This window comes from Chloroflexota bacterium (assembly GCA_018648225.1).
Lineage (GTDB): Bacteria > Chloroflexota > Anaerolineae > Anaerolineales > UBA11858 > NIOZ-UU35.
Window position 1 is genome coordinate 1 of the sequence record JABGRQ010000143.1, and the last position, 13,412, is coordinate 13,412.

A 13,412-nucleotide genomic window follows, 5' to 3' on the forward strand; every position below is an offset into this window, starting at 1 on the left:
CTTTGTACAGGGGCCAACACGCAGCGGCGGGGGCCTGTGGATAGTCAATAAGCTGACCATTGTGGAAGAAAACTTCACAGACGAATCGATGCGTGAAGCACTTCAGATTAATTCACGCGACAGCCTTCACCGTGATGCCCCCGCAGTGGGGGATGCTTCAATCGCCTTTCGCCGGGGGCCTTTCGACCGCTATATTTTTGCCAAAGGCAATCTAATGATTGATCTGTATTGCAATAGTATCTTCACGGGTTATCATAGCTATTGCAGCGTTACGAATATGGCAGAAATGGCGCAAAATATTTATGCGCGTTTGCCTGAAACGATCGAGCCGCCGCAAGCTATCGTTTTGCCCCCCGTCTTCGATGGGGGACATCAGGGAGAATCGCCCTTGCACGATCTTCAATTGGGGATCAACGAGGGCATGGAAAATAGTGTAGAACTATATGGATACGACCCGGTCAGCGCCAGTGTGAGCGACCAGAATTACCTGGGGGCTGCCTGGTTCCTGGGCGACTGGGTTTCATCGTTGGAAGTAGGGCTTTACTGGCAAGAAGGACAGCGATATATTTACGCCTGGGAGGGAACTTCAATACAGAGTGTGGGTATTGGCCCCGGGAGAATGAACATTTCCCCAGGGGAAGCCGGAGATATACCCATATTGCCCACGGGTTCTTATACCCTCAGAGCATTTGTGGAAGATCGCTTTGTTGACGAGATTGAGTTTTTCCTGATCGAGGAGGATAACTGATGAAAAAATTTGCCGCGATTTTGTTATTTGTGTGTTTGAGCTGGGCCTTTGGGGGCAAAGTTAAAGCCTCGGGAATACCAGCAACCAACCCAACCGACGTTCGTCCTTTGGGCGCAACCGCGCCATCGTATCCGCATCTCAGCGATTATCTGTTGACCGCCGACGATCTGCTGCCCCTATGTGAATGGCAGCAAGGCCCAATTATCACGCGCCCGGTTGCCCAGGGAATTCTGAGTTATACAGGATTTAGATGTGGCACAGACCCCAATGTCCGCTCAGTCAGGATTTTTATTTTGTTTGCACCCAGGCTGTTTACCCCCGGAGATGCGAATGCCTTCACGACCATGAATGATGTCGGTTTCGATGAGCCTACCGATATCGGCGTCTGGTCAAAAAGCACAAACACGATCTTCGATTATCGCTCCCTGGTTTTTACCAAAGCCAATGCACTGGTTTACATCGGTCCAGGCGGGGGCTATTACGACTCGTATCCACCTACCTTTGATCTTGCCATCGATTTGGCTGAAATTGTGGAGGAACGGCTACCCGACGAATTCATCCCCTTGGAGATTGCATCGCGCACGGGTGGCGAAAGTGTGGAACCAGAAGCGAGTGCTGATTTCTTCATCGAAGAACCCCAGATGGCTTTCTCCGGAGAAGAGAATATTCTAATCGTGCCATCCGCTGCACCCACCAGAACCGTTCACTTTTCCGTGCAGTATGCTGATCCCCACGAAACCTATATTGAACTTTGCCGTCAGGGAGATGAGCAATGCGTGAAAAGTTGGCACTTCCATCGAACAGAAAAACTGTCATCCACCCTTAATGATGAATATCCAGCTACAGATATGATGGACATATTTTTCACCATACAAGAAATGGACACCTTCTTTCTAGCAGACGGTGATTATACTTTTCGCGTCTGGGCGGATGATGCGTTGATCGTCGATTATCCGTTCACGACTGAAACAAATTAATATGGTGACTTCACTGCAAAAAGCACCAGACGGAAGGTTCCGCCGGAATATATGGGGGGCATCTTGCTCAACAGCTTTTTGCAGCAGAGTATATGGTGAAATTTTATGATGGGAAACAGAGGACGGATGGTTGATGGTGATAGGATATTTGCTAATGATTGTAGTCGCCCGTCATCGCTCATCTGCCCTCACCAACCTCCACCCCCACCACAATACCAGCGTTACAATTAAAGCATTCAGCGCCTGCCCGCCGACTGCGCCATAAAGCCCCCAGCGATGGATCAGCCAGAATCCCAACGTGAACATGCTTATAATCGCCGCGCTGTTGGCAATGAAAATGGGGCGTGTGATTTGAAGTGCTTTGAAGGCTATTTGCAGTGGCCAGTAGGCATACCACAGGCCATAATACAAGGCCATCAACATCAAGCCGCCGCTGTAGACCAAATAGGTTTCACCATACAGCAGGCGCAATAAGGTTTCGGGGAAAAGATTAGAAACCACCAGCAAACCCAGAATGGGCAGGCCGGCGATGAAGTAAATCCAGCGTAACATGCGGCTCAGGCCGGGCGCGCCATCACGCTGATAAATGCCTGCGGCGCGCGGTGTAAAAAAAGTATCCAGAGCGCGTAATAACACATGCACCGGCGCCACCAGCGTTTGCAAGGCGCGATATGCCCCCGCAGCGGCGAAATTGACCATTCCCGCTGCGATGATAGGATAAATTTCCGACGCCGCCCAGTTTGCCAGCGATCCGCCCAATACCCAGCGGCCAAAATGCCAGTTTCGCGCCAGTGTAGCTCTGAGGTTAAGTGCGCCATTTGTCCAATAGCTGCGTGTTTGCCAGATACCCACGATTAGTGCTGCCAGCGATCCCCAGGCAATCGCATCTAGACCGTCTACCCCGCTGTTGAGCGCCCCCAAACGCAGCCAGACAAACATTGCCCCCAGGCGCACGCCGTTGGCGATGGTCGTGTTGATTACGGCATGTTGCACGTTCCTGCGGGTGTAGAAAATTCGTCGAAAAAATTCTTGTATCTGCCAAGTGATGGATACGAACCACAACCCAAATAAAGTTGGCCCGGCGGTGTCATTACCTGTCAGGATGAGTAGCCAACCCAGCCCGGCAGCGACCCCTGCGCTGCCAGCCGCTAAACCGATTTGCAGCACGGCGTTGGCGCTGACAAAGTGCCGAAATTCTTCCCGCGGCATGGTGGCTCCAAAGGTGTTGATTGGCTGAATAATCAGCCCGTCTTGCACGGCGCGCAGCATATGGATTAGCAGAAAGCCTACTGAGTAGACGCCAAATTCGGTGGGGTCAACAGCCCGCGCCAGCGCGATCGCGGCCAGGAAATTACCCACACTAATAATGCCCTGATCAATAGCAGCCAGATAGCCTTGCATAGCCGAAGGGCTGCGAAAAATGGGGACGTTCTTTTGGAGACGGGCGAAGATCGAATTAGGAGATGATGTGCTTGATGTCATAGCCTGGGCAGAACGTGAATCCTTATGAAAATATGATAATTGCTCAAGCTATGCCCTGAAGGGCACGTAAGCCTGCGCAGAGAGAATTCCGAAAAAGGGTATGCGTGGGGTGCGCAGCACCCCACGCATACCCTTTTATCGACATCTCTTGGTTCGATGATGAAAGCAAAAAAACGTAAGGGCATCTTCGTGCCCTTTGTGATTTATTTTTTCTACCCGCCATATTCCAAAATATACAAAATATTGCCTGGTACCGGGGTCAAAAAATAAATCGTCGTCCAGCCAGCCCAGCCGACAAAATCTTCCTCGCTGTAGCCCAAATCAATCCAGTGACGATCAGGCAGGCCGCCGCCCACATCTTCGATGGTGGCAAAGCCGTAGTTGGGCACATACACCGGCAGCCCTTTCATATAGCGATACCATTCGATCGTTGTGGCAATCATGCCTTTCTGAAGCTGCGCCCCGCTCGAGGTCGTTGTGGAGCAATAATCGGGAATGCCCAGATGGCAGGGGGAATATGTGGAAGCATACACTTCTACTTTGCGCCAATATTCGATAGCCGTACCGCCTACATTTTCGGTGCGGATGACAATTTTGGTGCCATAGCCCACCACGCGCGGCTGTGGTTCGCGCGCCACCCACTCATCCTCTACTTGTCGCTCCACTTCTTGCCAGTCCGGCTCGCCAGGGCGGGCTTCGTAGATCACGCGCACGCGTTGGGCGGTCAGGCCATATTCGCCCGCACTGACGATCAGTGTATTATCAATCTCCACATCGGGCAGGGCTTGCTGGATGGTGCCAAAAGGCAGGGGCGCTTGTTCGAGCAGCACTTCTTCGCGCACGCGCACGATTTCAATCAGGCCATCATCGGGCAGGGGCGCCGATTCGGGCGGCAGGCTGAAGTCTAATCCCTGCAAGGCCAGGCCGACCTCGGCCAAGGCCGCGCCCACGGTTGGCCCCACAGAGCGGGTTTGAGTGCGATGCCCTTGTGTTTGAATAATCAACTCCCGGGCGCGGGTCAGTTTTACCGGGATTGTGCCGCCGTTGAGCGGCGTGTCGGGACTGGGGTCAAGCTGGTCGTTGTCATAGATGCGGATGCCCTGCTCCCAGAGTGCGCCGCCCAATGTGCTCGCCGCCGATATGAAACTGACGCTTTCGCCGTTTTCTTCCAGCACAATCGTACTGGCGCGGCGCACCTGTAAAGTGTGGACTTTCCCCGGAGGCAACATCTGATCGAGATGGGTGGGCAGCCCGTCGGCAATGAGTTGATCGCCGGGGCCAAGATTCACACCCGCTTCAGCCAGAATCACCACCGGGATGCGTTCCGCTGAGAGCATGTTGTGCGTTTGACCATCCACCGAGATTTGAATCCGTGCCGCGCGCAGAATCACAACTTGATCCCCATTATGCAATCGGGTATTTAAACCCGGATGGATAAAATCGGCCTCACTGATCTGAATATCCGCTGCGCTCAACAGACCTTCCACCGTCAGGGCATAGGTTTGCAACTGATAGGGCTGATCGTCCACGACCAGCGTCACTGGTTTGCGCAAGAAGACCAGTGTCAGCAAGGGGAGAGTCGCCAAAAAAAGACCCAATCCCCAGAGACGGAGAGACTTTGGAAAGCGCATACCCGCAATTCTATCAGATTTGTGTAGGAGTTGGTTCTGCCTCAGGGATGGTAAGGCGCAATTAAGTTGAAAAGTGATATAATCGCACACGATATTGGAATATTGGAGCAGAAAGATATGGTTATAGAAAGAGAAGGGTTGATTCAATTTGGCGGCAAGGCTGCCACTGTAATTGGCCCGGATATGGAAGTTGGGCAAAAAGCCCCTGAGTTTACGGTGCATGCGCAAAATTGGGCAGATTTTACGGGGTTAGCAGAGACTCAAGGCAAAGTACGCATCATTGCCGCAGTACCATCGCTGGATACCTCCGTTTGTGATCGTGAAACGCGCAAATTTAATGAAGAAGCGGCTGCGTTGAGCGAAGATATCACCATTTTGGTGATTAGCACCGATTTACCTTTTACGCAAAAACGCTGGTGCGGCGCGGCAGGCATTGAACAGGTGCAGGTGCTTTCCGATCATAAAACGGCTGATTTCGGCGTCAAGTATGGTTGTTTGTTAAAAGACCAGCGCATTTTGCGGCGGGCGGTTTTTGTGGTCGATTGCTCAGACCGTTTGGTTTATGTAGCCTATATGCCTGTGCTCGGCGAAGAACCCGACTATGCTGAGGTGTTGGCTGCCGCAAAAGCTGCTTTAGCCTGACCCGCGTGACGGAGATAGGCCATGAAAGTTAAAGAAACCAAGCAAGATACGTCTCGCGAAAAATGGTTTTCCCCCATCGGATCCAAGGGACAAATCAATCATCTCCACTTGCGCGTAGGTTCGCGTTCCCGGGTATGGTGTCCGCCTACGGATGTGTATGAACTCGAAGATGTGGTGATTGTGCGCATTGAAGTTGCCGGGATGCAGGATGCGGAATTTTCGATCTCGTTGGAAAATCGTTTACTGACCGTTCAGGGTACCCGCTCCGATACAGCGGAGCGCCGCGCTTACCATCAAATGGAAATTAACTTCGGCGAGTTCCGCACACAAGTAGAGTTGCATTGGGCAATTGAACACGAAGGGATCGAAGCTGCGTATGACGATGGTTTTTTGCGCCTCCGGTTACCGAAGGCCAGGCCACACCAAATTGAAATTGGGGAGTAGATAAATGCCAGCTTCTCGTTGGAATTCAGACCTTATGGAGCTATTATCCTGGTTTGGCGAGGAAGAGTTAAGTTTTGAAGAACTCTTCTTGCTGCCAACCTTTACTCGCGTCGCTACTGAAGTCAGTAGCGACGCAGTAGATGATGCTGATGAATTCCAGACCAATGACGCAATCCCGTCTGTGTTGCCCATACTGCCATTGCGGGGATTGGTGGTTTACCCTGAAACTGCTGTTCCGCTGACCATTGGGCAGCCGCGTTCGATTCGCCTGATCGATGAGGTTATCTCGCAAGATGTGCGCCTGATCGGCCTGGTGGCCGCCCAAAACCCCGAAGATGAAACCCCCGGCCCGGATGATTTGTATACTGTGGGGACAGTGGCGACTGTCCATCGCATGTTGCGTGTTCCAGATGGCACGATCCGGTTACTGGTGCAGGGGATGGCGCGCTTCAAGATTGCCAACTTTGTGGAAGAAGAACCTTACCTCAAAGCGGAAATCGAGCTAATTCCTGAAGTTGAAACCGATAATCTGGAAGTTGAAGCGATGGCGCGCAATGCCCGCGATCAATTTGAGCGCATCGCCGATATGATCCCCTCGCTGCCGCGCGAGGTGGTTGAGTCCGTAATCAGTCTGGACGATCCTTTACAGACGGTGTATGTGATTGCCAACTTCCAGCGCATGGATCTCGAAGATGCCCAGGAACTGCTCGAACTGGATTCCGTTTCGGAGAAATTGCTTAAGCTGGTGGCTTTGCTGGCGCGCGAGGCAGAGGTGCTGGAGATCGGTCAGCGCATTCAGAAAGAAGCCCGCTCCGAGATCGAAAAAGTACAGCGGGAATATTTTCTGCGCGAGCAACTCAAGGCCATCCAGCGCGAATTGGGCGAAGGCGATGAACAATCTGTTGAGGCCGAAGAATATCGCACAAAGATTGATGAAGCTCAAATGCCGGAAGAGGCCGACAAACAATCTCGCCGCGAGTTGGAACGTATGGCGCGGCTGCCAACCGCCTCTGCCGAGTATGGTGTCATTCGCACCTATCTCGATTGGCTGGTTTCGCTGCCGTGGTCGAAATCGACCGAAGACAACCTTGATATTCCCCATGCCCGCACAATTCTAGATGAGGATCACTACGGGCTGGAAGACATCAAAGAACGCATTCTGGAATTTTTAGCGGTGCGCAAACTTCGCCAGGAACGCAGTGAAGAATTTGCCGCTCAGGATGACTTTGATGATGAAATCCGGCGTTTGCGCGAAGGTGTTATTTTGTGCTTTGTCGGACCCCCTGGTGTAGGGAAAACCTCACTGGGCCGATCCATTGCGCGCTCGCTAGAGCGCGAGTTTATTCGCATTTCGCTGGGCGGCGTGCGTGATGAAGCCGAAATTCGCGGGCACCGGCGCACGTATATTGGCGCGCTGCCAGGGCGTATTTTGCAAGCATTGCGGCGCGTTGAATCACATAATCCTGTCTTTATGCTGGATGAAATCGATAAACTTAGCCAGGGCTTTCAGGGCGACCCGGCTTCAGCGCTTCTGGAGGTGCTTGATCCGGAACAAAATGTGGAGTTCCGCGATCATTATTTGGAAGTGGCCTTTGATCTCTCGGAAGTCATGTTCATTACCACGGCCAACCGCCTCGATACCATCCCCCGCCCGTTGCTCGACCGCATGGAGGTTATCCAACTTTCCGGATATACCGAGCGCGAGAAAGTTGCAATTGCAAAGGGATACTTGGTTCCACGCCAATTGCGTGAGAATAGCCTGCGCGAATCGGAGGTTAGCTTCACCGATGAAGGTTTGCAGGAAATTATTCGTTACTACACCCGCGAAGCTGGTGTCAGGAATCTCGAACGTGAAATCGGTGGGGTGTGCCGCAAAGTAGTGACACAAATCGCCGAGGGTAGCGCCGCCGAAATGATCGCGATTACCCCGGAGCAGGTCAAAGAATATCTGGGACATGCGAAATTCCGCGACATGGAAGATATCGCTGAGCGCACTTCGCTGGCGGGTGTGGCTACCGGCTTGGCCTGGACACCCACCGGGGGCGACGTGTTGTTTATAGAAGCTACGAGTATGCCCGGCGGCAAGGGTTTTCAACTCACCGGCTCCCTGGGTAACGTGATGAAAGAATCGGCCAAAGCGGCGCTCTCTTTTGTGCGCTCACAGGCTGCAGCTTTGGGTTTGGAAGACGGCTTTTTTGCCGATTCCGATTTTCATCTGCATGTGCCCGCTGGCGCGCAGCCCAAAGATGGCCCCTCTGCGGGTGTGACCATGGCTACAGCGATTGTTTCGTTGGTATCTGGTCGCCCGGTACGCGCCGATGTGGCGATGACGGGCGAAATTACATTGCGGGGCAAAGTATTGCCAGTAGGTGGCATCAAAGAAAAAGTACTTGCGGCTCACCGGCTGGGATTGAAGACTGTGTTGTTGCCCAAGCGCAATGATGTAGACCTGGATGACCTGCCCGATGATGTGCGCGAGGCAATCAACTTTATTTTCCTCGATACGGTTGAAGATGCTATCAACGCTGCCCTGGAACCTGCGCCGAAACCAAAGAAAAAACGCTCCAAGAAGCCGAAAGAAAACCCCAGCGAGGAGGCATCTGCATAGCAGATCGGGTATGGGTAGATTAATGCTTATTGACGACAATGAGGTTGTCGTCAATCTCTTGAAAACATTGCTGGAAATGGAGGGTTTTGAAATTATCACCAATCCACAAGGTGATTTTCTGGAAGCTATCCAGCGCGAAGAACCGGATCTGATCCTTATGGATGTTTATCTTAAGGATGATGCCGGAAGAGACGTTGACGGTTTTCAATTTCTCGATGCTATTCGCCAGAATTTTAATCTGTCCGATACCAGAATTATTATGTCTTCAGGCATCGACTTCAGAGCTGAAAGTAAAAAACGGAACGCAAATGGCTTTATTCTCAAGCCCTATATGCCAGACGACCTTATCCAGTTAATCAACCATGTTCTGGCAGTATAACCCGACCACAACAAATCCCAGAAAATTATTGGGACAAACTATCATCAAAAGTTATTTTTCACCACAGGGAATTGAAGGTCTTAGTAATGAATTTTACACCTTCGCACCCGTGCGTGAGATTATTAGAGTGAAAACGTGACTAGAAAAAAAACAAATACCACTATGAAGTGGTACACCATTGACCTACATTTGCACACACCCGCTTCAAGCGACTATCAGCAGCCAGATACAACCTATCTGGATATTTTACAAAAAGCTGAAGCGCGTGGGCTGGATATGATTGCGTTTACCGACCATAATACCGTCGCGGGTTACCGCCGGATGGTCGAAGAAATTCAACAATTAGAGATGCTTCAACGCCTGAACCGTCTTTTACCTGAAGAAGAAGCCCGTCTTACAGAATACAATCGCCTCCTTAAGCGTATTGCCGTTCTGCCTGGGTTTGAATTCACGGCCACATTTGGATTCCATATTTTGGGGATTTTTCCTCCCGAAAAACCGATTCGCGAAATCGAGCACATTCTGCTTGATCTGAGTATTCCATCTGACCAAATCGATGAGGGTTCCGTCACCGTGGGCGCCAGTGCCGATGTACTGATGGCCTACCAAAAAATCAACGCCGCGGGCGGGCTGGCGATTGCCGCTCATGCGAACTCCAATAATGGCGTTGCCATGCGCGGCTTCCGTTTTGGCGGGCAGACTAAAATTGCCTACACACAAGATGTTAACTTGCACGCATTGGAAGTCACCGACCTGGATCGCAAAGGTGGGCACAGCACAGCCGCCTTTTTCAGCGGGCGCAAGCCCGAATACCCCCGGCGTATGCATTGCATTCAAGGCTCTGACGCCCATCGACTTGAAGCAGATTCCAGTCGGCATAAAAACCTCGGTGTAGGCGATCGCGCTACCGATGTGCGTTTATCGGAGTTCTCTTTTGAAGCGCTCAAAGACCTGATGCTGGGCAACGATTTCGCCCGCACGCGCCCTAATCGTCCCAAGGCAGAGCCAGCGTTCGATTTTGTTCAGGCGGCACATGAGGAAGGTGCCAATATCGTACAAGATTTCCACGAGAGTATGACGGTGCGCGGCGGTAAGCTCTACGCCATCATCGCCGATGTATGCGCCTTCGCCAACACCAACGGCGGCACGCTCTATATTGGTATGAGCCGTAACCCGCGACGGTCTGTCACCGGGGTTGCATCGGCTAAACAAGAGATAACGCGCCTGGAAAAAGAAATCAGTGATCGCATCAGCCCGCCGTTGAATTGCAGCATTGATACGAATAATTTCGGAGACAAGCAGATCATACGCGTACTGGTGCCGCGTGGTGAAGACCCTCCGTATGCGGTTGATGATAGTAAAATTTATCTGCGCGCCGAGTCTGAAACAGGTATGGCAGTGCGCGATGAAATTGTTGATATGGTGCTGCGGGGCCGGAGTGAACGCCCCGTCGGTGTTTCGAAGCCCACGGCCCCGGATATGCCCGAAAAAGACCTCGACCCCGAAGCGCCGCCGCGCACAGGCGTGGAAGTTGTTAGTGTTGAAGAACGCAAGGGGGTGCGCTATTACACCGTGCGCGATCTACGCAATGGTAATGTGGTTCAGAATGTAACCCGTAAATCGGCACGCAAACTCTGGCACTATGCAGTAACGAATTACGATAAAATTTCACCCGATATTTCCCAGGTCAAGATCAAATGGCACGGCGATATGGGTATGATTGCCCCGAAAAGTCGGACTGTGATCCGGTATGATCTGTTGCAGCGCGACAAGAGCGGCAATATACGCTACTATTTTGGCGTCACCGACGATGGCATCCACGGCAACTGGAAACAGGTGGTCGGTCTGGTCGAGGAATAAAGCGATGACTCTGCGCGTTGGTATTCTGACCGTTTCAGATCGTTCTGCGCGTGGTCAACGTCGGGATGCATCTGGCCCAGCCCTGAAAGAGAAAATTCTCTCGTTGGGATGGCTTGTCTCCGAGATGGGGGTAGTGCCAGATGATTTAGCCGCTATTCAGGTTGTTCTGGAAAAATGGGCCGACGGACTCGCTCTGGATGTGATCCTGACCACCGGGGGCACTGGTTTTTCCCCCAGGGATATCACCCCCGAAGCCACCCAAGCCGTCATCGAGCGTCCCGCGCCAGGGCTGGCAGAAGCCATGCGCGCAGCCAGTTTGCAGATCACACCCCATGCTATGCTCTCCCGGGGCGCAGCCGGAATCCGCGGGCGTACACTTATCGTCAACTTGCCGGGCAGCCCCAGGGCCGCACTCGAAAACCTGGCTGTTATCTTGCCGGTGCTGCCCCACGCTGTTCAACTCTTGCAGGAAGATTTGCAAGCCGAATCCGGCCATCAAATATAAAATAAGCGGGGCGGACATAACAAGTCCACACCACTTCTCAGAACAGAATCACAACAGCCCTCAGAAAAATCCGGGGGCTGTTGCTTTAGTAGGAGGAGATTATCGAAATGCCTACAAATTGACTTCAGGTAGTTGTTCCAGCGCCGCCTGGATGGCTTCTTCGGGCAGTGCGTAATCTTGCAGGCTGCCGTTCAAATAGGCCTGGTAGGCAGAGAGATCAAAGTGGCCGTGTCCCGACAGGTTGAAAAGAATAGTGCGCTTTTCACCTTTTTCTTTGGCATCGAGGGCTTCATCAATTGCGGTACGGATGGCATGTGCGGTTTCCGGGGCGGGGATGATGCCCTCAGCATGGGCAAACATCAGGGCGGCTTCAAAGGTCGCTAATTGTGGCACGGCTTTGGTTTCAATCAAACCGGCATCGACCAGCGCACAGACACTGGGAGCCATGCCGTGGTAGCGCAACCCACCCGCGTGGATGGGCGGCGGTACGAAAGCGTGCCCCAGAGTGAACATTTTGACGATGGGCGCCATTTGTGCGGTATCGCCGTAGTCGAAGGCATAAGGTCCGCGCGTCAGAGTGGGGGTTGCGGTGGGCTCGACGGCTACAAAGCGGGTGTTGGCCCCGTTGAGCAGATTTTCACGCAAGAAAGGGTAAGCGATCCCGGCGAAGTTTGAGCCGCCGCCCACACAGCCAATCACCACATCGGGGTATTCATCGGCTAAATCCATCTGTTTTATGGCTTCGTCGCCGATCACGCTCTGGTGCATAAGGACGTGATTGAGTACCGATCCCAGGCTGTATTTCTTGGCTCCGCCGGAGGTTGCCGCGGCTTCGACGGCTTCTGAAATCGCAATACCTAACGAGCCAGGGCTATCGGGGGTTTCGGCTAAAACCGAACGCCCGTACTGGGTGTGCTCGGAGGGGCTGGCGTAGACCTTGCCGCCAAACGATTCCATTAGCACGCGCCGGTAGGGTTTCTGCTGATAGGAAATTTTGACCATATAGACTTCAACGGGCAGGTCAAAGAATTTTCCAGACAGGGATAAAGCCGAACCCCATTGGCCTGCGCCAGTTTCGGTGGTCAGGGCTTTGGTGCCCGCGGCCTTGTTGTAGAAGGCCTGCGCTACGGCGGTATTTGGCTTGTGGCTGCCGGAGGGCGAAACGCCTTCATGCTTGAAGTAGATATGCGCCGGAGTGCCGAGGGCTTTTTCCAAGCGGCGGGCACGGATCAGCGGGGTAGGCCGCCAGAGTTTGTAAATTTCGCGTACTTCTTCGGGAATGTCGATATAACGTTCGGTGCTGATTTCTTGCAGTATCAGCTCCATGGGGAATAAGACCGAGAGGAAATCAGGTGTGACCGGCTCTTTGGTCTGCGGATTCAGCACCGGGGTGGGTGGAACGGGCGAATCGGCATTGATGTTGTACCATTGTTTGGGTATATCATTTTCGCTGAGTGTGAATTTAGTTTGAGACATGGTTTACTCCTTGGATTAAAAAAATGGGTAAAATATTTTTCTTGTGAAACTTGCCGGAAAACAGGGGTATGTGGGATGCGAAGCATCCCACATACCCCTGTTTTCCGGATTAAACAAAAAAAACCTCGTCCACAAAGGGACGAGGGCCATAAGCTCCCGTGGTGCCACCCAAATTAGATTGGTCTCTTGGTTAATAAAAAAATCCCGTCGTGAAACGACGGGAACCATTTGCATGGTGTTAGCCCAAAAGGCCAGCCTCACTTTGTGGTAGTCTTGCAGGTTTTCACTGCGTCAACTACTTTGCCCTGATAACGGTGGCAACTCCGGCACAGGCTACTGGTTGGAAAACGTTCGCCCTGCAACTCTGAGGCCCATTCGGTGTCGGCGTGCGGGCAAGGATTTCACCGCTCCCTTGCTCTCTGAGCCGTCGTTTCGACGCCTACTCTTCCTCTTCAAAGTATTTCAATTTTCAGATGTTGGCCCAGTTTATACCGTGGAGAAGGGGGTTCTGTCAAGGGCTTTCGGTTATGATTTTTATCACTTCATAGAACATCCGCAAAAATGCCAATGAGTGTTCCACATCTTTTTTTGTGGATACGGCCAAGCCCTACATAACTGTATGCTTGAGCAACAGAGATTTGTGCTACAATGAAATTTGCC

At 52.3% G+C, this 13,412-nt stretch carries 11 protein-coding genes and 1 other annotated feature; of the genes, 8 read left to right on the forward strand and 3 right to left on the reverse strand.

Going from position 1 to position 13,412, the window contains the following annotated elements; translation table 11 throughout:
- Both HN413_13880 and HN413_13885 read left to right on the forward strand, forming a co-directional pair.
- Positions 1 to 748, forward strand: a 748-nt coding sequence (locus HN413_13880; protein MBT3391485.1) for a hypothetical protein, incomplete at its 5' end; no start/stop codon positions are given.
- Entirely contained in the window at positions 748 to 1,725 is a 978-nt protein-coding gene (locus HN413_13885; GenBank protein MBT3391486.1) for a hypothetical protein, read from the forward strand. The genes HN413_13880 and HN413_13885, both read left to right, overlap by 1 nt.
- A 171-nt stretch (positions 1,726 to 1,896) precedes the next feature.
- Here the strand turns inward: HN413_13885 and HN413_13890 are convergent, their stop codons facing one another.
- Together HN413_13890 and HN413_13895 are read right to left on the reverse strand one after the other, a co-directional pair.
- On the reverse strand, positions 1,897 to 3,207 hold the full coding sequence (locus HN413_13890; GenBank protein ID MBT3391487.1) for an oligosaccharide flippase family protein: 1,311 nt from the start codon (positions 3,205 to 3,207) through the stop codon (positions 1,897 to 1,899).
- A gap of 212 nt (positions 3,208 to 3,419) precedes the next feature.
- The gene (locus tag HN413_13895; protein ID MBT3391488.1) at positions 3,420 to 4,793 is read right to left on the reverse strand and encodes a DUF348 domain-containing protein; all 1,374 of its coding nucleotides are present in this window, start codon (positions 4,791 to 4,793) and stop codon (positions 3,420 to 3,422) included.
- Between the two features lie 162 nt (positions 4,794 to 4,955).
- On the opposite strand from HN413_13895, the gene tpx reads away from it, so the two are divergent.
- From tpx to HN413_13925, 6 genes are all read left to right on the forward strand, one after another.
- On the forward strand, positions 4,956 to 5,480 hold the full coding sequence (gene tpx / locus HN413_13900) for a thiol peroxidase (protein MBT3391489.1): 525 nt from the start codon (positions 4,956 to 4,958) through the stop codon (positions 5,478 to 5,480).
- Positions 5,481 to 5,501: 21 nt separating this feature from the next.
- A complete protein-coding gene (locus HN413_13905; GenBank protein ID MBT3391490.1) occupies positions 5,502 to 5,924 on the forward strand; it encodes an Hsp20/alpha crystallin family protein in 423 nt (140 codons plus the stop codon).
- A 34-nt stretch (positions 5,925 to 5,958) separates the two neighbouring features.
- A complete protein-coding gene (gene lon / locus HN413_13910) occupies positions 5,959 to 8,532 on the forward strand; it encodes an endopeptidase La (protein MBT3391491.1) in 2,574 nt (857 codons plus the stop codon).
- A gap of 10 nt (positions 8,533 to 8,542) precedes the next feature.
- Entirely contained in the window at positions 8,543 to 8,911 is a 369-nt protein-coding gene (locus HN413_13915; protein ID MBT3391492.1) for a response regulator, read from the forward strand.
- A 177-nt stretch (positions 8,912 to 9,088) separates the two neighbouring features.
- Positions 9,089 to 10,771, forward strand: a complete 1,683-nt coding sequence (locus HN413_13920) for a PHP domain-containing protein (protein MBT3391493.1) — start codon at positions 9,089 to 9,091, stop codon at positions 10,769 to 10,771.
- A gap of 4 nt (positions 10,772 to 10,775) precedes the next feature.
- Positions 10,776 to 11,276: a MogA/MoaB family molybdenum cofactor biosynthesis protein gene (locus tag HN413_13925; protein ID MBT3391494.1), complete on the forward strand. Its 501-nt coding sequence runs from the start codon at positions 10,776 to 10,778 to the stop codon at positions 11,274 to 11,276.
- Positions 11,277 to 11,387: 111 nt separating this feature from the next.
- Here the strand turns inward: HN413_13925 and HN413_13930 are convergent, their stop codons facing one another.
- Positions 11,388 to 12,752 (reverse strand): TrpB-like pyridoxal phosphate-dependent enzyme, encoded by a 1,365-nt coding sequence (locus HN413_13930; protein MBT3391495.1) that lies wholly within the window; start codon positions 12,750 to 12,752, stop codon positions 11,388 to 11,390.
- Positions 12,753 to 12,884: 132 nt separating this feature from the next.
- Positions 12,885 to 13,217: a binding site (T-box leader), on the reverse strand.
- Positions 13,218 to 13,412 lie beyond the last annotated feature (195 nt).